The sequence below is a fragment of the Streptomyces sp. GbtcB6 genome (assembly GCF_019091475.1).
Taxonomy (GTDB): Bacteria; Actinomycetota; Actinomycetes; order Streptomycetales; family Streptomycetaceae; genus Streptomyces; species Streptomyces hyaluromycini.
Genome location: NZ_JAGXJL010000047.1, coordinates 37837 through 59641, shown reverse-complemented (window position 1 = coordinate 59641; position 21805 = coordinate 37837). Strand labels below are relative to the sequence as shown.

Annotated in this window: 15 protein-coding genes; 7 read left to right on the top strand and 8 right to left on the bottom strand. The window is 70.9% G+C overall.

Annotated elements, in window-relative coordinates:
* From KVT45_RS44085 to KVT45_RS44070, 4 genes are all read right to left on the bottom strand, one after another.
* A partial coding sequence (locus KVT45_RS44085; protein WP_308311046.1) for a MerR family transcriptional regulator occupies positions 1-381 on the bottom strand: 381 nt, incomplete at its 3' end.
* A gap of 18 nt (positions 382-399) precedes the next feature.
* Complete coding sequence (locus KVT45_RS44080) at positions 400-984, bottom strand: dihydrofolate reductase family protein (protein ID WP_217555193.1); 585 nt, start codon at positions 982-984, stop codon at positions 400-402.
* Positions 985-1002: 18 nt separating this feature from the next.
* Complete coding sequence (locus tag KVT45_RS44075; protein ID WP_217555191.1) at positions 1003-3666, bottom strand: cellulose binding domain-containing protein; 2664 nt, start codon at positions 3664-3666, stop codon at positions 1003-1005.
* A gap of 139 nt (positions 3667-3805) precedes the next feature.
* Positions 3806-6724 carry a glycoside hydrolase family 48 protein gene (locus KVT45_RS44070; protein WP_217555204.1) on the bottom strand — a complete coding sequence of 973 codons (2919 nt, stop codon included), beginning with the start codon at positions 6722-6724 and terminating at the stop codon, positions 3806-3808.
* A 279-nt stretch (positions 6725-7003) separates the two neighbouring features.
* Here KVT45_RS44070 and KVT45_RS44065 point away from each other — a divergent pair, with 279 nt between their 5' ends.
* A complete protein-coding gene (locus KVT45_RS44065) occupies positions 7004-8491 on the top strand; it encodes a cellulase family glycosylhydrolase (protein WP_217555189.1) in 1488 nt (495 codons plus the stop codon).
* Positions 8492-8524: 33 nt separating this feature from the next.
* Complete coding sequence (locus KVT45_RS44060) at positions 8525-10240, top strand: glycoside hydrolase family 6 protein (RefSeq protein ID WP_217555187.1); 1716 nt, start codon at positions 8525-8527, stop codon at positions 10238-10240.
* A gap of 117 nt (positions 10241-10357) precedes the next feature.
* Here KVT45_RS44060 and KVT45_RS44055 read toward each other — a convergent pair whose 3' ends face one another.
* Positions 10358-11170, bottom strand: a complete 813-nt coding sequence (locus KVT45_RS44055) for a phytanoyl-CoA dioxygenase family protein (protein WP_217555186.1) — start codon at positions 11168-11170, stop codon at positions 10358-10360.
* Between the two features lie 87 nt (positions 11171-11257).
* Between KVT45_RS44055 and KVT45_RS44050 the strand changes: the two genes are divergently transcribed.
* Positions 11258-12163, top strand: coding sequence for a trans-aconitate 2-methyltransferase (locus KVT45_RS44050; RefSeq protein WP_217555185.1), 906 nt, complete (start codon positions 11258-11260; stop codon positions 12161-12163).
* A gap of 119 nt (positions 12164-12282) precedes the next feature.
* On the opposite strand, the gene KVT45_RS44045 is transcribed toward KVT45_RS44050, so the two are convergent.
* On the bottom strand, positions 12283-13557 hold the full coding sequence (locus KVT45_RS44045; RefSeq protein WP_217555184.1) for a glycosyltransferase family 39 protein: 1275 nt from the start codon (positions 13555-13557) through the stop codon (positions 12283-12285).
* A gap of 322 nt (positions 13558-13879) precedes the next feature.
* On the opposite strand from KVT45_RS44045, the gene KVT45_RS44040 reads away from it, so the two are divergent.
* Positions 13880-17260 (top strand): WD40 repeat domain-containing protein, encoded by a 3381-nt coding sequence (locus KVT45_RS44040; RefSeq protein ID WP_217555183.1) that lies wholly within the window; start codon positions 13880-13882, stop codon positions 17258-17260.
* 103 nt (positions 17261-17363) lie between these two features.
* Here KVT45_RS44040 and KVT45_RS44035 read toward each other — a convergent pair whose 3' ends face one another.
* Positions 17364-18059, bottom strand: coding sequence for a glycoside hydrolase family 75 protein (locus tag KVT45_RS44035; RefSeq protein WP_217555181.1), 696 nt, complete (start codon positions 18057-18059; stop codon positions 17364-17366).
* 227 nt (positions 18060-18286) lie between these two features.
* Between KVT45_RS44035 and KVT45_RS44030 the strand changes: the two genes are divergently transcribed.
* Entirely contained in the window at positions 18287-18898 is a 612-nt protein-coding gene (locus tag KVT45_RS44030) for a hypothetical protein (protein WP_217555179.1), read from the top strand.
* A gap of 126 nt (positions 18899-19024) precedes the next feature.
* Here KVT45_RS44030 and KVT45_RS44025 read toward each other — a convergent pair whose 3' ends face one another.
* Positions 19025-19861: an aldo/keto reductase gene (locus tag KVT45_RS44025; RefSeq protein WP_308311045.1), complete on the bottom strand. Its 837-nt coding sequence runs from the start codon at positions 19859-19861 to the stop codon at positions 19025-19027.
* 332 nt (positions 19862-20193) lie between these two features.
* Between KVT45_RS44025 and KVT45_RS44020 the strand changes: the two genes are divergently transcribed.
* Both KVT45_RS44020 and KVT45_RS44015 read left to right on the top strand, forming a co-directional pair.
* Positions 20194-20334 carry a pyrroloquinoline quinone precursor peptide PqqA gene (locus tag KVT45_RS44020; RefSeq protein WP_217555177.1) on the top strand — a complete coding sequence of 47 codons (141 nt, stop codon included), beginning with the start codon at positions 20194-20196 and terminating at the stop codon, positions 20332-20334.
* 243 nt (positions 20335-20577) lie between these two features.
* Complete coding sequence (locus KVT45_RS44015; RefSeq protein WP_217555175.1) at positions 20578-21786, top strand: glycoside hydrolase family 105 protein; 1209 nt, start codon at positions 20578-20580, stop codon at positions 21784-21786.
* Positions 21787-21805 lie beyond the last annotated feature (19 nt).

Below are 21805 nucleotides of genomic sequence, written 5' to 3'. Positions count from 1 at the left end.
GTCGTCGGACATCGACACGAGCTTGCGCATCAGGCTCACCTGCTCTGTCGTGGTGCGTTGCCGCACGATGGTCCGCAGCACGGCACGGCGCGCCCGGAACTGCCGCAACTGGTCCTCGACCAGCCGCAGATGCGTGACGGCCAGGTCGTGCAGAGTGGTGTCCGCGGCCAGCACCCGGCGGATGTCGTCCAGGCCGGCACCCAGGTCACGCAGGGTGCGCACGAGTTCGAGCCGGGCGATGGCGGGTACGTCGTACCGCCGGAAGCCGCCCTCGGTGAGGCTGGTGGGCGTGACGACGCCCTCGTCGGCGTAGAACCTGATCGCGCTTACGCTCAGGCCAGTGCGGCGGGCGACGCCCCCGATGGAGTAGAGCTCGTTCACAGCCGCCACTATGGGATCTCAAGCGACCTGAGAGTCAAGGGGGCCGGTCACGCGGTAGCGGAGCCAGACGACTCGCGAGCCGAAGGTGCGGGTCTCGACGAGTTCGAGATCCACCCGGCGCCCGCTCCGGGGAAAGAACGGAATGCCGCCGCCGACGAGTACCGGGTGGACCCTGATCCGGTACTCGTCGATCAAACCGGACGCGGCCGCCTCGGCGGCGAGGGTCGGGCCGCCGATCGCGATGTCGTCCTCTCCCGGCTCGGCCCGCAACCGCTCGATCTCCTCCGCCAGGCTGCCGGAGGCCAGGCGGGCATTGCCCTGCACCGCCGGCAGCGTGGTGGAGAACACCACCTTCGGGAGCGCATTCCAGAGCGCGGCCCACTCAAGCATCGAGTCGTCGAGCGACGGATCCTGGTCGGCGGTCTCCCAGTACAGCATCGTCTCGTACAGCCGTCGTCCCAACAGGTGGACGCCGACCTTCCGGATCTCGTCGGTGACGAAGCGGAACACCTCATCGCCGGGCGCCGCCCAGCCGAAGTCGCCGTCCGGCCCGACGATGTATCCGTCGAGTGAGACACCCATCGAACAGGTCACCCTGCGCATCTCCGGATCGTACGCCCGTCAGGCGATCGTGCAGCTCTGGCCGCCCAGGGCGAAGGCCGTCGGTTCGGTGTTGGTGCCGGTCCAGGTGCCCGTGAAGCCGAAGGACACCGAGGAGCCCGGGGCCACCGTGCCGTTCCAGCTGACGTTCCTGGCTGTCACGGCCGCGCCGGACTGGGTCCAGTCGGCGTTCCAGAGCTGGCCGACGGTCTGCCCGTTCGGGAAGGACCAGCCGAGGGACCAGCTGCTCCACGCCGTCGAGCCGGTGTTGGTGAGGCGGACGTCCGCCTGGAAGCCGCCCGTCCACTGGTTGGTGACGGTGTAGGCGACCGAGCAGGCGCCGGAGGGGGTCGGGTCCGTACCGCCTCCGCCTCCTCCCCCTCCGCCGGTGTCGGACGTGTCGCCGTAGATCACGCCCCGGCCGTTCGTCGAGACGTACACCCGGCCGTACACGCGCGGGTCACCCGTGATGGCCGCGCCCGTCCAACCCCACTGGTGGGCGTCGTCGTTGATCCGCGTCCAGGTCGAACCCCCGTCCGTGGAGCGGAAGATGCCGCGTACCCCGCCGATCTTCGCGCTGGTGTAGAGCGTCTGGTACGAGGCTCCCGGCGCCGCCTTGCCGAAGCCGATGGTGTCGGCCTGGCCGACGTTCGCGAGCTTGGCGAAGGTCGCGCCGCCGTCGGTGGAGTGCCACAGCCCGTACGCGCCGTCCGTCGCACCGCCGGCCAGCCACACGTCGCCCTTCGTCCCCGGCAGCGCCTTGAACCGCACGCTGTCACCGCTCGGCAGCCCCGTCGCGGCGGATGCCGTGAAGGTCGCCCCGCCGTCCGTACTCACGTAGAACTTCCCGGACTTGAAGCCGTAGAAGGTCTTGGGATCGACGCGGTCGGCCTCGACGGTCGCGCCCGCCGGGATCCCGCTCGACGCCGACCAGGACGAGCCGAAGCCCGTCGTGTACTGCACGCCGGTACCGGCCGGGCTCCACACGAACCGGCTCCCGTCGGCGGCGGCCGCCACCGTGCCGCCGCCGCTCACCCCCGAAGGGTCCGTCCCCGCGAACCAGTCGGCCCCGTTGTCCGTCGAGAACGCGATGTGCGGGCCGGAGTCCAGATTGCCCGCCCGGACCACCGTGTTCGGGTTCGACTCGGCGAAGTCCAGACTCGTGGTCGTCGTGAACGTCGGGGACGTGTACATCATCGAGGGGACCTTGGTGAGGTCGGTGTGGCGGAAGCCGCCGATGTCACCGAGCGCGCTGAACAGCTGGGCCCCGCCGGACGGGGGAGCGGCGAGATCGTCGACCGAGGTCTCCTCCAGCCCCTGCACCATCGGCTTGACCGTGAACTGGCCGCCGCTGTCCCACTTCGTCAGATTCCCGGTGCCGTACAGCGTCGCGCCCGTCCCGTACATCATCCGGTCCGAGTCGAACGGGTCGATCTCCAGCGCCTCCGTCATCCACCCCAGTTTCGGGCTCTGTTCGGGCGGCGACGGGTTCGCGCCGAAGGTCAGCCAGGGGGAGGACGAGACGTCGATCGTGTAGCGGTCCGAGCGGTTCGGGTACGACGTGTAGTCCCAGGCCTTCGTCCAGGTCGCCCCGCTGTCCGTGGAGCGGAAGATCTGGGTGTCCGGCCACCAGGAGCTGTAGGCCGTGGCCATCACCGTGCCGGGGTGCTGCCGGTCGACCGTCAGCCCGGAGAAACCGTAGTAGGTGTCGGCCTCCGCGACCGGGCTGATGTCCGTCCAGGTACCGGTCGCCGTCGCGTACCGCCACAGCCGGCCCTTGCCGCCGTCGTACGGACCGCCCTTGTCGCTGTAGGCGAGGTAGAGATAGCCGTTCTTCGCGTCGAGTACGCCCTTGTGGGCGAGGTACCCGGTCGGCTGGCCGGCGAGCCTCGTCCAGGTCGCGCCCGCGTCCGTCGAGCGGTACACCGCGTTGTCCTTGTCGGCGACCCCGACGTAGACCGTCTTCGTCGCCGTACCGGCCGTGCCGGTCGACTCGTCGAAGGTGACCCACACGATGCCCTGGTTGTCCGAGGTGTAGCCGGTGGTGTCGGTCGGGTCCTGCACGTAGTTGCCGACGTCGGGGAAGTTCGTCACCTGTGACCAGGTCACGCCCGAGTCAGTCGACCGCCACAACCCCTTGCCGCTGGGCGCGCCCAGATACAGCACGCTGTCCTTGTTCGGGTCGACGGCCAGCCGCTCGCCCATGCCCCGGCCGGGCATGTTGCCGCCCAGCTTGAACGGCAGGTCGGTCTTCTGCCAGCTGGCGCCCCGGTCGGCGGAGCGCAGCACGGCACCGTTGGTCGGGTCCCAGCTGTTGGTGTACGTCCCGACGGCCGCGTACACCTTGTCCGGGTCGACGGAGTCGGAGGCCAGGCTGACCACGCCCGTGTGCCCCCACTCGTCCCAGCCGACCGAGTCCAGCAACGGCGTCCAGGTCTGCGTCGACTCCGACCAGCGGTAGGCACCGCCGATGTCGGTACGGGCGTAGGCGAGGTTCTTCTCGGTACGGTTGAAGACGATCCCGGGGACGAAGCCGCCGCCGTCGATCCGGGCGTTGTGCCAGGTGTACGTGTCGGCGGCGAGCGTGACTTTCGCGGCCTCGTGGGCGGCGAGCGCGGGCGGGGTACCTGCGAGCAGGCCGGCGGCGAGGGCCATGACGGCGGTGAGGATGCGGGTTCTTCGCACGGGAGAAGTCCTCTCCAGAGGGGGGAAGGGCGGCCCCTAGTGCGGGTAGGGGCCGCCCACTGGAGCGCCCCGTAAGGGGCGCGGGGAACTGCGCGACCAGCCACGACGAACCCGCAGCCGACCACCGCAATCACCGGAGCTACTCAAGAAGCTCCGCATACGACCCCATGGCCAGCGCGATGTCCGCCTGAGCCCAGAACCGGTGATACGTGAACACGGGCGCGGCCCCGCCCGCCAGATAGCTCTGGATCTTCGACCACGCCGGGTCGTTCTGGTAGAAGGACCGCAGCGAGGCGAACGTCGACGACGAGTTGACCGCGTCGCCGTTCGGCATCTTCCCGCTCCACCCGCTCGGGACGTACACGCCGTCGTCGAAGCGGTTGTAGTCGGCCCGCGTCTCCGGCACCGCGATCCCCAGGCTGTCCTGGTAGTTGCTCCACATGCCGTCGAGCAGCGCCTTGGCCGTGGACTTCGCCGTCGCGTCACCGGACTTGGCGGCGTAGTACGTCAACGTCTTGGCGAACGCGGCGGCCACGCCCACGTCGTTCGTGTAGTCGGCGACCGTGACGTGAAGTCCGCTGTTGGAGCCAGGACTCGACGCGTTCCAGGTGTCGGGCTGCCCCGACCACTGGAGGGTCGACGGGATCAGGTACGTGCCGTCCGGGTTGATCGTGGTCTTGGACAGCGCCCACGCCACCCACTTGTCGAGGATCGTCTTCGCGGTGGCGTTGCCGGTCTGCTGGTAGTACTCGGCGACCCGCTCCATCGACCAGGCCTGGAAGCCGAACCACTGGTTGGACGGCGGGTCGTGGTAGACCGGCTCCCAGTCGTAGTACATGCCGTAGAAGGTCGACGTACCGGACGGCGGACTCGCGTACCGCCCCTGCCAGCTGTTGGTCGCACCGCCCGCGATGGCACCCTCGGACGACTGCAGCCAGCGGTAGAACTCCAGTTGCCGGGTCAGGGACGTGCCCCAGTCCGTCGCGCCCGTGGCCGACTTGGGCTTCAGATCGGCGTACGAACTCAACGCGTAGGCGGCCAGCGGGTTCTGATAGCCGCCGTGCACATGGCTGGAGCCGATCCGCCACGCCCATCCGGCACTGCTGTCGGTCGCCCCGCCCCACGCGTAGTACCAGGAGAGCAGGTAGTCCGAGGCGTCCTTGCCGGTGCCGGCCGCACAGGTCGTCGGGCCCACGCAGTTGCCGATCTTCTTGAAGTACTTGTCGTACATCGCGTAGCGCAGGTAGTCGCCCATCTTCGCCGCCTTGCCCACGGTGGCGGAGACGTCACTGCCCTTGCCCTGCTCCTTCGCCCACACGTCCGCCCAGTACGCGGCCTGCACCGCACGCGCGTCGGCGTCCGGGGCGTCCGTGTACTTCCACTGCTTGGCGTAGGACGAGTCGCCGGTGAAGAGGTCCAGGTAGCCGTTGGTGCCGCCGTACTTGAAGGCGTCACAGGTCGGCTGCGGAACCGTCTCCCACACCGACTCCTGCGGACCGCGCTGGAAGGTGTTGATGTACGACGGCCCGTCCGCGGTCGGACCCGCCTCGCACCCGCCGCCCGGCGTGTCACCGTAGCCGTAGACGTTGTCGACGTCCTCCAGCCAGTGCATGCCGTACACGTCGTCGGTGCCGTAGGCGGTCTTCAGCTCACCGGCGATCGGATCCGTGCCCACCGACACCGAGGTGTCCAGCTTCGCCGGGTACTCGTTCGGGGTGTCCAGCTCGGGCGCGTACGTCGCCGGTTTCGACGCGTTGTAGAAGGAGTTGGTCGGCTGGTCGGCGTGGGTCGGGATCATGTACTTCTCCATGAGGGCCCACGCGCCGTTGAACTTGGACCAGTCACCGGTGACCTTGCCGTACATGGCCTGCAGCCAGAGAAGGTAGCTGTACGCCTCCGACGTGGTCTCGTGCCCCTGGTCGGGGGCCTCGACGATCAGCGTCTCGACCGAGTGGTAGGGGATGCCCTCGGGGGAGAAGTAGCCGTTCGCCGGGTTGGTGATCTTCCCGTAGAGGTCCAGGAAGCGCGCGTCGTACGCCTTCGACGCGGCCAGTTCGGTCACGGTGACCGTGGCGCCCGTGTAGCCGGTCGCCGAGGCCGTGAAGGTCGCGGTGCCGGTGCCGGCGGAGTCCGCGGCCACCGTCACGTTCTGCGCGGTGCTCCAGTTGGACGGCGTGAACGTGAGCGACGATCCGGCGCTCACCGACAGCCCGGTGTTGCCGGCCGTGCGGGCCACGGACACCGTCACACTGGCGCTCGGCTGCTTCGAGAGGCTCACCCCGAACTTGCCCGTCGCGCCCTGCTGGATGCCCAGCTGGGTCGGCGAGACCACGACCGCGGGGCCCGAGGCGACCGTGATGCCGACCGGCGTCGAGGACGCGGACGCGCCCAGACTGTCGTACGCCTTCGCCACCAGAGAATGGCTGCCCACGGTCAGACTTGAGACGGAGAGCGAGTACGGCGCCGACGTGTCGGTCCCCAGCAGCGTGGTGTCGTCGTAGAACTCCATCTTGCTGATCGTCGCGCCGTCGGCCGCCGCCGCGGTCGCCGCCAGCGGGATCGCGTCGCCCTGCGTGTAGACCGCGCCCGCGCTCGGGCTGGTCAGCACGGCGACCGGCGGCTGGTGCGCGCCGGCGCAGGTGGTGCCGTTGACCGCGAAGGCGGTCGGCGCCGCGTTGGTCCCGGTGTACGAGAACTGGGCGCCCGTCGACACCGCCGCGCCCGCCGCGATCGTGCCGTTGTACGACGCGTTCTGCACGGTGACCGAGGTGCCCGACTGGGACCAGGTGCCGTTCCAGCCGCTCACCAGCTTCTGGTTGCCGGCGTACGCGTAGGTCAGCGTCCAGCCGTTGATCGCGTCGGTGCCGCGGTTGGTGAGGGTCAGGGCCGCGGTGAAGCCGGAGCCCCAGTCGTTGGTCGTGTAGTCGACGCTGCACTGGACCGTCGCCGCCTGTGCGGGAGTCGTGCCGGTCGCGAGCATCGACAGCGGCAGGGCGAGGGCCGCGACGACGGCCGTCCACAACCGTCGCACGGCTCTGCGCCTCCGCCCGGGGTGCATGGTATATCCGGGTCGCATGTGCTGGTTCCTCCTTGCGCTTGCGGCTCGGGGAGAAGTCAAGGCTTGAACCAGTGGGAGCGCTCCCATAGTGGAGACGTGGCATGGTGCGGTCAAGGCCGTTGAAGAGTCGAAAAGATTCGACGGACGCCACTGCGGAAAAGTCAAGCAACTCCCCTGTTCTTTGCCCGCACTTGGCGCTACCTTCCTTCGCACCAGTGGGAGCGATTCCGTTCAGTCGACGCGTCCGTCACGACGCGCCCGAGCTGCAAGGAGTCGCTCATGCGACACCCCCCGCGTTCAGTTCTTTTAGCCGTCGCCGGTGCGGCCGCCCTCATAGGGTCCGCACTGGTGCCGGTCGTGTCGGCGTCCGGGGCGGCGCCGGCCTGCACGGTGGTGTATGCGGTCACCAGCCAGTGGGACACCGGTTTCCAGGGCTCCGTGACCGTCACCAACAACATGGCTGCCATGAGCAGTTGGAGCCTGGGCTTCGACTTCGCCAGTGGCCAGAAGGTCACCCAGGGCTGGAGCGCCAAGTGGTCCCAGTCCGGTACGACGGTCACCGCGGTCAACGAGAGCTGGAACGGCTCCCTCGGCACCGGCGCGAGCGTCAGCGCCGGGTTCCTCGGCTCCTGGTCGGGGAGCAACGCCGTACCGACGGCGTTCAGGCTCAACGGCACCACGTGCAACGTCGATGCGCAGCCCACGCCGACACCGACACCCACTCCGACGCCGACCGAGCCGCCGGCCGGCGGGACCGCACCGGCCCTGCACGTCTCCGGCACCAAGCTCGTGGACGCGGGCGGCACGGCCCGCCGCCTGCTCGGGGTGAACCGCTCCGGCGGCGAGTTCATGTGCGTGCAGGGCTACGGCATCTGGGACGGCCCGGTCGACGACGCGGCGATCAAGGCGATCGCCGACTGGAAGGCCAACGCCGTCCGCATCCCGCTCAACGAGGAGTGCTGGCTCGGCCTGTCCAACGTCAAACCCGAGTACGCGGGCGCCAATTACATCAACGCCGTCAAGGAGCTGGTGGCGCGCGTCGAGTCGTACGGTCTGACGCCGATCCTCGAACTCCACTGGTCCTACGGCCAGTACACCGGCAACTCGGCCGGCTGCTCCGACGTGCACGCCACCTGCCAGAAGCCGATGCCGGACGCCCAGTACACCCCGTCCTTCTGGTCGTCGGTGGCCGGCACCTTCAAGGACGACCAGGCGGCCGTCTTCGACCTGTTCAACGAGCCCTACCCGGACCGGGCGACCTCGACGGTCACCCAGGCCTGGCAGTGCTGGCGGGACGGCGGCACCTGCCCGGGGATCGGTTATGAAGTCGCCGGAATGCAGGACCTGGTCGACAGCATCCGGGGCGCCGGTGCCCGCAACGTCATCATGATCGGCGGGCTCGCCTACTCCAACGACCTCAGCCAGTGGCTGACGTACAAGCCCACCGACCCGGCCGGCAATCTCGTCGCCGCCTACCACGTCTACAACTTCAACACCTGCGCCAGTGAGAGCTGCTGGAACTCCACCCTGGCACCGGTCGCGGCCCAGGTGCCGCTGGTCGCCGGGGAGATCGGCGAGAACACCTGCTCGCACGCCTTCGTCGACCAGGTCATGAAGTGGTTCGACGACCGCGGCCTCTCCTACCTGGGCTGGACCTGGAACACCTGGGACTGCTCCGCCGGCCCGTCCCTGATCTCCGACTACAGCGGTACGCCCACGGCGTACGGCGTCGGGCTGCGCGACCACCTACAGGCCATCAACCCCTAAGCACGCCCACCGAAGAAGAAGGAACCCGCACTCATGAGTCGTACCAGAACAGCGGTGTTCGCCGCCCTGGCGCTCGTCGCCGGGGTATCGGGTCCGGCGGTCGCCGCGACCCCCTCCTCCCAGGCGGCGATCTCCGCGATTCCCTGTACCGTCGACTACAAGATCCAGAGCGACTGGGGCGCCGGCTTCACCGCCGCCGTCACCGTCACCAACAACTCGGCGGCGAAGTCGAGTTGGTCGGTGAAGTGGTCGTACGCCGGGAACCAGCAGGTGACCAGCTACTGGAACACCAAGCTCACCCAGAGCGGCACCGCCGTCACCGCCAACAACGAGACCTACAACGGCACACTGGCGACCGGTGGTTCGGTCAGCTTCGGGTTCAACGGGTCCTACAGCGGGGCGAACGCGATCCCGACCTCGTTCACCCTCGACGGCGTCACCTGCAACGTCGACGACGGCAGCAGCGGTGGCGGGGGCGGCGGTGGCGGGGGCGGCGGCACCCGCGTCGACAACCCGTACTCCGGCGCCAAGGTGTACGTGAACCCGGAGTGGTCCGCCAAGGCCGCCGCCGAACCGGGCGGCACCCGCGTCTCCAACCAGCCCACCGGCGTCTGGCTCGACCGCATCGCCGCGATCAACGGAACCAGCACCAGCATGGGTCTGCGCGCCCACCTCGACGCGGCGCTCGCCCAGAAGGGCAGCGGCGAGGAAGTCGTCCAGCTGGTCGTCTACGACCTGCCCGGACGCGACTGCGCGGCCCTCGCCTCCAACGGCGAGCTCGGCCCGACGGAGATCGACAAGTACAAGACGCAGTTCATCGACCCGATCGCGGCGATCCTCTCCGACAGCAAGTACGCCTCGCTGCGGATCGTCACCACCATCGAGATCGACTCGCTGCCCAACCTGGTCACCAACACCGGCAGCCGGGCCACCGCCACGGCCAACTGCAACACCATGCTCGCCAACGGCAACTACGTGAAGGGCGTCGGCTACGCCCTCGCCAAGCTCGGCGCGATCCCCAACGTCTACAACTACCTCGACGCCGGTCACCACGGCTGGCTCGGCTGGGACGACAACTTCGCCCCCGCCGCCCAGCTCTTCTACCAGGCCGCCAACGCCGAGGGCGCGACCGTCGCCGACGTCCAGGGCTTCATCACCAACACGGCCAACTACAGTGCCCTGAAGGAGAACAACTTCACCATCAACGACACGGTGAACGGCACCTCCGTCCGCCTGTCGAAGTGGGTCGACTACAACCGCTACGTCGACGAGCTGTCCTTCGCCCAGGCCTTCCGCACCGAGCTGGTCTCGGTCGGCTTCAACTCGGGCATCGGCATGCTGATCGACACCTCCCGCAACGGCTGGGGCGGCAGCGCACGGCCGGCCGGCCCCGGCCCGACGACCAGCGTGGACGCGTACGTCGACGGCGGCCGCTACGACCGCCGGATCCACGTCGGCAACTGGTGCAACCAGGCCGGAGCCGGCCTCGGTGAGCGTCCGCAGGCCAGCCCGGCCGCCGGGATCGACGCCTACGTCTGGATGAAGCCGCCGGGCGAGTCCGACGGCTCCAGCACCGCCATCCCGAACGACGAGGGCAAGGGCTTCGACCAGATGTGCGACCCGACGTACACGGGCAACGCCCGCAACGGCAACAACATGTCCGGCGCCCTGGCGAACGCGCCGCTGTCCGGGCACTGGTTCTCCGCCCAGTTCCAGCAGCTGATGGCCAACGCGTACCCGCCGCTGTAGTCCCGTCGGCTGAGCCGGGATCGAGGCTGCGGGCCGTGTGTGGCTGGTCGCGCCCGCGCGGCGGAGCCGCATATTGAAACAGTCCCGCGCCCCTTGGGGCGCGGGGGTTCGCCGGGGTCAGTCCGTGCGGGACAGACCCCGGCGGATCGCTTGCTCCACCGCCGAGTAGTCGCCGTCGGGGCGGTCCAGCTCGTAGGGGACGGCCGGCATCAAGGGTGGCTGTGCCATGAAGCGGGGGCGGGTGCCGTGGTGTGGCTGGGCCGCGTGCACCAGGAACGGGTGGCAGAGGTAGACGTCGCCGGGGCGGCCGGTGGCGTACGCGAGGGGGCGGTGCGCGGAGGCCTCGACGACCTCCGGGGCGATCTCCAGCATCGAGACGCCCTCCTCGCCGTACGGCTCCAGGACCGCCGGGATGTCCAGGTGCGAGCCGACGCGGATCCGGGTGGGCGCATCCTGCTCGGTCACCTCGGAGAAGAGGAAGAGCATCAGCAGCGCGCGGTCGCGGGAGCGCAGGTTCGTGAAGTACCAGCGGGTCTCGACGCCGTCCGGGAGGTAGCTGCCTTCTATGTGCCAACCGGCGTCGTCCGGCTCCTCCGGGTGCGGGAACCGCAGCGGAAAACTTCCCAGCGAATACCGGGGGACCCAACGGCCCTCGCCCACCAGCAGATCGAACGCCCGGTGCAGTGCGGGGGAGTTGACGGCGGCCGCGAACGGGCCCTGGGCCATCCCCGCCACCCACACCACCGGGTCCTTCCAGGTGCCGCGATCCTCAGGATCGTACTCCGTCTCGCGCCACAGCAGCCGGGCGCAGTCCTCGGCGACGCGCGGCGGGAACGCGCCCTCGATCTTCACGAAACCGTCGGTCAGGAAGCGGTTCAGCAGCTCGTCGTCCACCGGGTCATCGTGGACCGTCCGCCTTGCCGTCCGCATCCGGTTTTTTGCCGCACCGGCAACAGGACTGGCCCCCGGACGGTGCGTCGGCGCACCCTGGCGGCACCCGGACGAGAGGCTGACCCCATGGCGCACGACCACCACCACACGGACACCCCCAAGCACACCCACACGCACTCCCACTCGAACACCGACATCGACTGGGCCGAGATGGCCGGTCATCTGGAGTCCCAGGCGGAGCTCTTCGCGCCCCTCTACGAGAGCGCGCTGAGCTGGCTCGGCAAGGAGGTCACCGAGCCGGGGCTGATCGTCGACGTCGGCAGCGGGCCGGGGGTGGTGTCCTGTCTGTTCGCCGAGGTGTTCCCGGGCGCGCGGGTGCTGGCCGTGGACGGCAGCGAACCGCTCCTCGACCGGGCCCGGGCCCGTGCCTTGCGGCAGGGCGTGGCCGACCGCTTCGGTGTGCTCGCCGGAGAACTCCCGGGTGTGCTGGACGAGTTGGACTACCCGGCGGACCTCCTGTGGGCCGGACACAGCCTGCACCACCTCGGCGACCAGCGGGCCGCGCTCACCGCGTTCGGCGAGCGGCTGGCCCCCGGCGGCACCCTGGCCATCCTCGAAGGGGGCCTGCCCAGCCGCTTCCTGCCCCGCGACTTCGGCATCGGCCGCCCCGGCCTCCAGGCACGGCTCGACGCACTCCAGGAGAAGTGGTTCGAGCAGATGCGCACCGAACTCCCCGGCTCGGTCACGGAGGCCGAGGACTGGCCGGCGCTGCTGTCCTCCGCCGGCCTCAAGTACGCCCGCACCCGCAGCTTCCTCCTGGACCTGCCCGCCCCGGTCTCCGACCGGGCCCGCGCCTACGCCGCCGAGATCTTCTCCCGGCTGCGGGACTCGGTCGCGGACGACCTCGACACCGACGACCGCGCCGCCCTGGACCGCCTCCTCGACCCCGCCGACCCGGCGAGCGTGCACCGCAGGCCCGACCTGTTCGTCCTCGGCGCCCGCACCGTGCACACGGCGGTACGGCCCGCCTGAGCGGGGCCCCGTGAGGGGCGCGGGGCCGTGCCGATATGCGGCTCCGCCGCGTGGGCGCGACCAGCCACGACGGCGCCGCAGTCGGCAGACGGCATGCCGTGGCACTTCCCGCGGAGCGCTCAGCAGCGGCGCGCGTACACGCTCACCCGCGCCCCGTGCACCGTACGAGTGCCGCACTCCTCGAAGCCCTCGGCGAGTGTCCTGCGCTTCGTCACCTCGCCGGACGTCGCGTCCAGCGGCTGCCCCGCCGGATCCCGCAGGACGACGATCCGACGGGCGGCGAGCAGCCGGGCGCGGATCACGGACGGGTCGGCCTCCGTGCCGTACAGCGTGCCGGAGGCCGCCGGGGTGCGGTCCAGGGCGAGGTCGCGCAGGCCACGTACGGCGTCCGGGTCGGCGAGCGCCCAGATCCGGCGGCGCGCGGGCAGATAGAGGATGCCGTCGGCGTCCGCGCCGGCCGCGCGTACGGCCGCGTCGACGGCGGTGGCGTCGTCCAGGCGGCTGTCCGGGGTGCGCAGGTACACGGCGACGGGCACCAGTGTGGCGAGCGCGGCCCCGACGGCGAGCAGCGCCGCCGCCCGCCGGGCACCCCCGGCGCGCGTCAGCCGGTCCAGGGCAGCGCCGATCAGCAGGGCGGTGCCCGCCTGGCCGTAGAGGACGTACCGGTCGACGTACAGCGGCTTGACCAGCGACACCAGCATCAGCAGACCGGCCGGGAGCACGGTCAGCGGCAGTGCGAACCGGACCAGGGCCCTCGGCAGCCGCACCGCACAGGCGCACCCGAGCAGCGCCATCGCACCGAAGCTGAGCAGCGCCCCGGCCCCGAGCCCGCCGATCCACGCCACCTGCGCCGACTGCCGCTTGCTGAGCACGGCGAGGGGTGCCACGGCGACGACGACCGCGCCGGCCGCCTTCAGCCATGCCCGCCGGGCCTCGCGAGGTACGGCCACGGCATGCGCTGCGAGCACCAGCACCGCGAACTCGTGGAGCAGGCAGGCGGCCAGCAGGACAGCGCCGTAGCCGGCCCAGGCGCGGGTGGTGCGGGGGGCGGCGGTGTCCAGGGTCCGTTCGAGGAGGTACGTCGCTCCGACCACCAGCGTGCAGACCAGCGCGTACGACCTGCCCTCCTGGGTGTACCGCTGCACCGGCGGCAGTACCGCGAACGTCAGCCCGGCGAGCGTCCCGGCGCGCGGTCCCGCCAGCCGGGTGCCGAGCAGCGTGAGCAGGCCGGCCGTGACGGTGGTCGCCAGTACCGAGGGGAGCCGGAGCACGAGCAGCGGGTCGGCGTCCCGGAAGAGGCGGAACAGGGCGTGGGCGAGGAGGTAGTAGAGGCCGTGTACGGCGTCGGCGTGCGCCAGGGTGCGGGTGAGGTCGGGTGGAGTGCGGTGTGCCATGTCATATGTCACCGCCTCGTCCCGCCACAGGCTGCCGTCCCGCCGCACGCCCCACAGGCCGAGCGCCAGGGCGAGGGCGACGGGGGCGAGGGCGGTGCCGGGGCCGAGGGCGTGGACCGGCCCGCGCCGGGCGGGAGCCGCGGCGGCCGGGGGTGCGGTGCGTGTCGTGTGCAGGGTGGCGATGGCGTGCTCCGGTGCAGGTAGGGGAGGGCGGGTGCACCGGCGAGTCCAGCGGCCGACGGATTGATGGGCAGCCCCGAACCGGGTCTCCTGTCAATTCCGGTTAGGTTGGGGAGGGTTGCTGTCGACGGGGGAGACGTGGATGGGGCGCCGGGAGAAACCGCTGGATCCCGCGGCGGGGGCGGTACAGCGGTTCGCCTTGGAGTTGCGCAAGCTGCGGGACGAGGCGGGCACGCCGGCCTACCGGGCGATGGGGCTGCGGGCCGGGTACTCCGGGCCGACGCTGTCGGCGGCCGCCGCCGGTGAGCGGCTGCCCACCCTGCCCGTGGTCACCGCGTACGTCGTCGCGTGCGGCGGTGACCCCGGGGAGTGGGAGCTGCGCTGGCGGGCGGCCGCCGCCGAGGCCGCGGGTACGCCGGCCGCCGAGGACGACGGACCCGGTCCGTATCCGGGGCTCGCCCGGTTCGAGGTCGCCGACCGGGACCACTTCCACGGCCGTGACGACCTGATCGCCGAACTGGCTGCGCACACGCGCCGTTTCCGGTTCGGTGCGGTGGTCGGCGCCTCGGGCAGCGGCAAGTCCTCACTGCTGAGGGCCGGGCTGATCCCCGCCCTGCGGGAGGCCGAGGACACGGAGCAGAGGCCCGCCGCGATCCGGATCCTCACCCCGGGTGCGCATCCCGCCCGCACCCATACGGCCGTTCTCACTCCGCACGACGCCCCCGGGGACACGCTGCTCGTCGTCGATCAGTTCGAGGAGGTCTTCGCGCTCTGCGCCGACCCGGCCGAACGCGAGCTGTTCATCGGCCGGTTGCTGGCCGCCGACACCCGGCTGCGCGTACTGCTCGCCGTGCGCGCCGACTTCTACCCGCACTGTGCCGAACACCCGCTGCTCGCCGAGGCGTTGCGGGACTCCACGCTCCTGGTCGGCCCCCTGCAGGCCCAGCGGCTCCGGGAGGCCGTGGTCCGGCCCGCCGCCGCTCGCCGGCATGTCGTCGAGCGTGCCCTGACCGACCGGATCGTCGCCGATGTCGCGGGTGAACCGGGCGGACTGCCGCTGATGGCCCACGCGTTGCGGGAGGTCTGGCGCCGCCGCACCGCCAAGACCCTCGCCCTCGCCGCCTACGAGGCCATCGGCGGTGTCCGGGGTGCCGTCGCCCACACCGCCGAGGAGCTGTACGCCGGCTGCACGCCTGCCGAGGCCATCGCCGTACGCGCCCTGCTGCTGCGCCTGGTCAATCCCGGCGACGGCACCGGCGACACCCGCCGCCCGGTCCACCGCGCCGAACTCGGCACCGACCCCACCACCGCCCGTGTCCTCGAACGCCTGGTCAGGGCACGGCTGTTGACCGTCGACGGCGACACGGTCGACCTCGCCCACGAGGTTCTCCTCGGCGCCTGGCCCCGGCTGCGCGGCTGGATCGACGCCGACCGCGATCGCCTGCGCGTCCACCGTCGGCTCACCGAGGCGGCCGGTGCCTGGGCGGAGCTGGAGCGGGACGCGGGAGCGCTGTACCGGGGCGTGCGGCTCACCGAGGCCCGCGAGGCGTTCGCCGAAGAGGGGCCATATCAGGGGGAGTTGAGCCCGCTGGAGCGGGAGTTCCTGGCGGCGGGCGTCGAGTCGTACGAACGCGGGCGGCGGGCCGCCGTGCGGGCCGGGCGCAGACTGCGGGCGCTGACCGGCGCACTGGTCGTCCTGCTGAGCCTGGCCCTGGTCGCGGGTGCCGTCGCCTGGCGGCAGAGCGGGATCAACGCGCGGCAGCGGGACCAGGCAGAGGCCCGCAGAGTGGCGGCTCTCGTCGACGGCCTCCGCGGCTCGGAACCGCGCACCGCGATGCGCCTCGCCCTGGCCGCCTGGCGCACTGCCGACCTGCCCGAGACCCGGCAGGCGCTGCGCACCGCGGCTGCGCAGAGCGAACTCGACGTGTTCGTGCAGCCCGAGGAGGGCGGCCGGGCGCTGAACGCACCGTCCTGGCTCAGTTCGGACGGCCGGATCCTGACCGCGGTGGCACACGACCGGGCCGTGCAGTGGGACGTCCGCACCCACCGGCGCAGCCACTCCGTGATCCAACCCGGCCTGTCCGAGGGCGTGATCGCGGTCAGCGACGACGGCCGGCTGATCGCCTACCGGGCCCCCGGCGGTACCGGTACGGTGATCCGCTCGCTCGCCGACGGCCGCACCCGGCGACTGCCGACCGGCACCTGGCAGGACGCCGACGGGGTGTTCGGGCCGGACGGGCACACCTTCCTGGTACGGCGCCGCACCCCCGGCCCCGACGGCGACCGCGCCACCCTGGACCTGTGGGACGTGGACCGGCAACGCCTCCGCCATCAGTACGCGAAGGGCGAGGACGACGGCCCGCTGCCCACGCCGGGACCGGACGAGCGGTACCTCGCCTGGTGCGGTCAGGAGGGCGCCAGGCTGCGCGTCCTCGACCTCGCGTCAGGCCGCATGCTCACCACCCGCCCGCCGCGTGCCACCGAGCGGCTCCTCTGCCAGGGGCAGGAACTCGTCTTCACCCCGGACGGCCGTGCGATTGCCGCCGCCACCCCCGAGGGTGTCGTGACCTGGGACTTCCACACCGCCCGGGAACGCCCGCGGCTACCCATGGCGGGCGGCGCCGACGCCGTCGTCTTCCACGGCTCCTACGCCCTGACCTGGACCCCCGGGTCTCTCGCCCTGTGGCGCACGGACCTGCCGGCCCCCGCCGACGACGGCCCGCGCACGCCCCTGTTCACCTACCCGGTGGCAGGCTCGGCCGTCGGCCACCTCCGGCTGGACGCGGCGGCGGGCGTCCTGCGTTACCGCGAGGGCGGCCGGACCGGTGTCGTGCACACCCTGTCGCTGCACGGGCTGACCGGTCCGGACTGGCACGGGGAACCGGCGGCGCGCGCCGCGTTCGACAGCCGCGGCCGACCCGTCCCGGCCGAGGAACCACCAGTCGTCAAGGGGGAGAACACCGTCGCGGCCGATGCCACCGGCCTCATCGCGCTCACCTACGAGGGCACGCTCGTGGACGTGGCCACCGGCAGGCGACGCGCGGGCGGAGTGACGGGGGAGGACTTCCTGCGCACCGCCGTCTTCAGCCCCGACGCCCGATATCTCGCCGCCGAGGACGCGAACGGCCGTTTCACGCTGTGGGACGCGCACACCTGGCGCAGGCTCGCCGTGCTCAGACCGGCCGGTGCCACCGTGGTCGAGTCGGCCCTGGGGTTCTCCGCGGACGGGATGCTGCTCGCGGCGAGCACCGCCGACGGCTCGGTGCAGGTGTGGGAGACGGCCCGAATCCGGTCGGCCCCGGCGACCGTACCGGCCGGAGACGGCCCGGTCCTCGCCCTCGGATTCACCGCCGGTGCAGGGGAGTTGCACATCGCCACGGCTCATCTCGCCGACCGGAGCGTCCCGTTGGGGCCGCAGGAGGGGGCGGCCGAGCTGTGTGCCAGGGCGGGCGGCGGTGCCACGCGGGCGCAGTGGCGGGAGTACCTGCCCTCCGTGCCGTACCGCGTCACCTGCGGCACCTGACATCGAGGGCGTCCGAAGCGACGCGCCGGAGCGGCCCGGTACCGGGTGGTACCGGGCCGCCCGCCCTCCCCGGGCCGGGGGCGGCGCGGAAAGCGCCCCGGGGTCAGTTGTTGGCGAGGAACTGCTTGGCCAGCTGGTCACCGAGGGACACCGCCGCGCTGTGGCTCTCGATGGGGGAGACCTTGGAGTTCTTGAACAGGATGTACGTCACGCCGGAGTCGGCGCCGCCGGTCGCCGGGTCGGGGTCGATGCCGAGTGCGTTGGCGGTGGCGTACGAGGCCTCACCGATGATGTTCGTGGGGCCGGTGTCGCCGACCACCGCGTACTCGACCTTGTTGTTGTAGATCACGGCGACGACTCCGCCGCCCTTGATGCCGGCGCTGGAGTAGTTCCATATGCTGCTGGAGCTGGGGACCACGATGTACGGCAGCGACTCGGCCTTGAGCGGCTGGCCGTCGGACTGGTGGAACGCGGTGTCGTCCTGGTACCAGGGGTCGCGGTTCTCGTTGCAGTTGGTGGTGCGCTGCCCGTCGCAGTCGATGTCCATGTCGGCCTTCCAGAAGACCGCGCCGTTCTTGCCGCAGACGGGGATCGTGGCCGACGTCTCGTCGTCGGTCCGGTACTTGCCGCTGGAGATCTGGGAGCAGGACGTCACCTTGGCGAGCAGGCTCGCCGCGCTGACCGAACCCTCCTGGGCGGACTTCGGGACGGAGGCGCCGGACGCGCTCGCGGGAAGCACTCCGGCGGCGAGCAGTGCGGCCCCGGAGGCCGCGGCAAGGGTCAGTGTTCGGATGCGCACTGTGGGGGGTCCCCTTCTGTTAGGAAAGTTTCCTGACCGGGTGTCGTACAAGGTGGACCCGGCTGCATGTCCGCGTCAACCCCTGGATGTCAACTCGGCTGTTTGTTGCACATTGCGGTGTTATGTACCCGGGGGAACACTGGTGGGGCAGGGCATTTCGGATATATACGCAGGAGCCGTGCGGACGTTGAGCCGTGGCTCCGATGGCTCCTGGGAGGCGAGGGGTCATGTTCGTACGCGCGGTGTACGTCACCGGCGATCCGGCGAAGGTCGAAGCGGCCATCAGGGGCCTGAACAGCGAGGGGCGTGAACTGCTGGAGGAGCGTCCCGACTACCGGGGTGCGGACGTCCTCGTCGACCGGGACCTGGGCAAACTGCTCGCGGTGAGCTGGTGGGGCTCCGAGGGGGCCCGGCGCAACAGCGACCAGGTGATGCGCGAGCGGCGCGGGCCGATGCTGGAGCCGTTCGCGGGCACCGTCGCCGTCGAGAACTACGAGGTGACCGTCTTCCACTCGGTGCAGCTGCCGAGGGCGGGCGGCGGTATGCGGTCCACCTGGGTGGAGTTCGACCCGGCCGACACGGACCTGTTCGCCGAGACGTTCCGCTCCTCGGCGATACCCCGGCTGGAAGCGCTGCCCGGCTTCGCCCGGTGCGCCGTGCTCGTCGACCGGGAGCGGGGCCGGGGCATGGTCGGCTCGATCTTCGTCGACCGTGCCTCGATGGCCGCCTCGCGCGCCGGGCAGGCGGAGGCCCGGCGCGCGGACGCCGCCAAGGCGCACGTGACCGTGATCGGCCTGGAGGAGTTCGAGGTCGTCCACGCGGACGTACGCCCCGACTGAAGCGCCCCACGCGGGAGTCGGCGAAGGCGAACGGAGTCGGCGAACGCGAACGGCCGCCCCACCGTGCGTACGGCGGGACGGCCGGGGTGGACGAAGCTCTCGCTCGGTCCTTGTCGCGGTGCTCGCTCAGCCCATGTCGAAGGTCGCCGGGTCCGGACCGATGCGCCGGTCCTCGTTGAGCGCGCTGATCGCCGCGAGGTCCTCGGTGTCCAGGCTGAAGTCGAACACCGCGATGTTCTCCTTGATCCGGGACGGCGTCACGGACTTCGGGATCACCACGTTGCCCAGCTGGATGTGCCAGCGGAGCACGACCTGGGCCGGGGTGCGGTTGTGCTTCTGTGCGATCGCGACGATCGCCGGTACCTCCAGCAGCCCCTTGCCCTGGCCGAGCGGCGACCAGGCCTCGGTGGCGATGCCCTGCTCGCCGTGGAACTCCCGGGACGCGCGCTGCTGCAGATGCGGGTGCAGCTCGATCTGATTGACCGCCGGGATGACCGAGGTCTCCGCGATCAGCCGCTCCAGGTGCTCGGGGAGGAAGTTGGAGACGCCGATCGCCTTGACGCGGCCGTCGGCGTGCAGCTTCTCGAACGCCTTGTACGAGTCGATGTACTTGCCCCGGGCCGGCAGCGGCCAGTGGATGAGGTACAGGTCCAGGTAGTCCAGACCCAGCTTCGCCAGCGACGCGTCGAAGGCGCGCAGCGTGGCGTCGTACCCGTGGTCGGCGTTCCAGAGCTTGGTGGTGACGAAGATGTCCTCACGCGGAACGCCGGAGGCGGCGATCGCCTTGCCGGTGCCCGCTTCGTTGCCGTAGATCGCCGCTGTGTCGATGCTGCGGTACCCGGCCTCCAGTGCCGTGACGACGGCCCGCTCGGCCTCGTCGTCCGGCACCTGCCACACGCCGAAGCCCAGCTGGGGCATCTCGACACCGTTGTTGAGGATTTTCGGGGGGACCTTGCTGCTCACGAGCTCTCGATCCTTAGGTTGTCGACAGGTGGTACATCCATCGTCAACGATCACCGGCCCCGATGCATTCCTGACCGCGGAATCTGCCGGAACTGTCCGGCGGGTCAGCCGCTGCGGGCGGAGAATGGCCGGAAATGCATCCGACGTTACGGGTCCGGACCATTGACCGAAGCCGGTTTCTGCGGAGACTCTGGTGCGCATCGTCGGACGTATCACTGAACCCGGTCCAGGGATGTGAACATCCCTGTGGGTTTTCCGGCGGATCCCTGTGAAGGGAAAGCCTCTCTCTGCGCTCTGAGACCCCCCAACCTCAGGAAAGCAGGTACCCACCCATGAACGAGATCGCCTCCGAGGATCGCCGGCCGGAACCCGTCGCCGCGCAGACATCGGATGAAAAGGTCTGGCGCAGCCCTGGTTACCAGGTCGTGGAGACCGCCCTGGATGTGACCGGCCACGCCCTCGGCGACCGCTGACCCGCCCGGGCGCCCCGGTCGAGGCGGAGGTCCCGGAGTTCCTGACCGCGTTACGGAAGGAGGGGGCTGCGATGACCACCGCGAGGTCGGTCCGACTGATCGGTCGGTCAGTGGAGTTCACGTTCGGACAGTGGGCGGAGGTGTTCCGGCAGGCCGGTGAGCTGGGCGTCGTCCAGGCCATGTACCCCTGCGGCGGACCCCCGCTGCCGCCGCCCACAGAGAAGCCCTCGGCGAAGGAGGACCATGAAACGCCTGCGAGCCGCCGTCGCGGCCGTCGCGCTCACCACCGCCACCCTGGCCGCGCTCCCCGCGGCCGCACCCCCGCCCGCCGTCGCTGCGGTCGCCCCGGCCGCGGCCGCCGCCCCGGTCAGGCCGGCCGCCGCCACCGACTGGTCCACCGCGGTCGTCGAGTCCACCATGGCCCGCTACACCCCGAGCACCGTCGGAGGCTGGTCCTACCCGGTCGGCCTCTACCTCTACGGCCAGTACCTCACCTACCGGCGCACCCAAGACGCCCGCTACCTCGCCTACATCAAGGACTACGTCGACCGGTTCGTGAAGAGCGACGGTTCGATCGACCAGTCCTTCAACAGCCTGGACAGCATGCAGGCGGGCCGTCTCCTGGTGATCCTGCACCACGAGACGGGCCAGGACCGCTACCGCAAGGCGGCACAGAAGATCCGCGACCGTCTGAACACCTACCCGCGCACGAGCGACGGCGGCTTCTGGCACGCCGACGCCAGCAGCCGGGCCCATCAACTCTGGTCGGACGGCGTCTACATGGTGAACCCGTTCCTCGTCGAGTACGGCAAGGAGTTCGGCGACAGCGCGTACACCGACGACGAGGCGGCCAGGCAGCTCGCCGTCTACGGCGGCCACCTCCAGGTCGCAAGCGGCCTGCTCAGGCACGCCTACGACGAGTCGAGGAGCGCGAGTTGGGCGGATCCGGTGACCGGGCTGGCGCCCGAGCACTGGTGCCGGGCCGTCGGCTGGTACGCGATGGCGGTCGTCAACGTGCTGGACGCGATCCCGGTGAACCAGCCCCGGCGCCCGCAACTCCTCACCATCTTCGGCAGGTTGGCGGCCGCCCTGGAGAAGTACCAGGACCCGGCGACCGGACGCTGGTTCCAGGTGATCGACAAGGGCGGGCGCGGCGACAACTGGACCGAGACCTCCTGCTCCAGCATGTTCACCTACGCCCTCTCGCGTGGCGCCCAGCAGCACTACCTCGACCCGCACTACACGGACGTCGCCCGCCGCGGCTACCGGGGCGTCCTCGCCGAGCTGTCGGTCGGCTCGGACGGCCGTACCGACCTCGCGGGCATCTCCGTCGGCACCAACGTCGGCGACTTCGCGTACTACGTCGCCCGCACCCGGGCCACCGACGACTTCCACGGCCTCGGGGCCTTCCTGATCATGAACGAGCAACTGCGAGGTGAATCAGTGTCATGAGCACGACATTCAGAAGGGC

Coding starts and splice junctions, on each gene's coding strand:
- KVT45_RS44080 (WP_217555193.1), bottom strand. CDS start 984: ATGCGCAGGGTGACCTGTTCGATGGGTGTCTCACTCGACGGATACATC.
- KVT45_RS44070 (WP_217555204.1), bottom strand. CDS start 6,724: ATGCACCCCGGGCGGAGGCGCAGAGCCGTGCGACGGTTGTGGACGGCC.
- KVT45_RS44065 (WP_217555189.1), top strand. CDS start 7,004: ATGCGACACCCCCCGCGTTCAGTTCTTTTAGCCGTCGCCGGTGCGGCC.
- KVT45_RS44060 (WP_217555187.1), top strand. CDS start 8,525: ATGAGTCGTACCAGAACAGCGGTGTTCGCCGCCCTGGCGCTCGTCGCC.
- KVT45_RS44055 (WP_217555186.1), bottom strand. CDS start 11,170: ATGCGGACGGCAAGGCGGACGGTCCACGATGACCCGGTGGACGACGAG.
- KVT45_RS44050 (WP_217555185.1), top strand. CDS start 11,258: ATGGCGCACGACCACCACCACACGGACACCCCCAAGCACACCCACACG.
- KVT45_RS44045 (WP_217555184.1), bottom strand. CDS start 13,557: ATGGCACACCGCACTCCACCCGACCTCACCCGCACCCTGGCGCACGCC.
- KVT45_RS44040 (WP_217555183.1), top strand. CDS start 13,880: ATGGGGCGCCGGGAGAAACCGCTGGATCCCGCGGCGGGGGCGGTACAG.
- KVT45_RS44030 (WP_217555179.1), top strand. CDS start 18,287: ATGTTCGTACGCGCGGTGTACGTCACCGGCGATCCGGCGAAGGTCGAA.
- KVT45_RS44020 (WP_217555177.1), top strand. CDS start 20,194: ATGAACGAGATCGCCTCCGAGGATCGCCGGCCGGAACCCGTCGCCGCG.
- KVT45_RS44015 (WP_217555175.1), top strand. CDS start 20,578: ATGAAACGCCTGCGAGCCGCCGTCGCGGCCGTCGCGCTCACCACCGCC.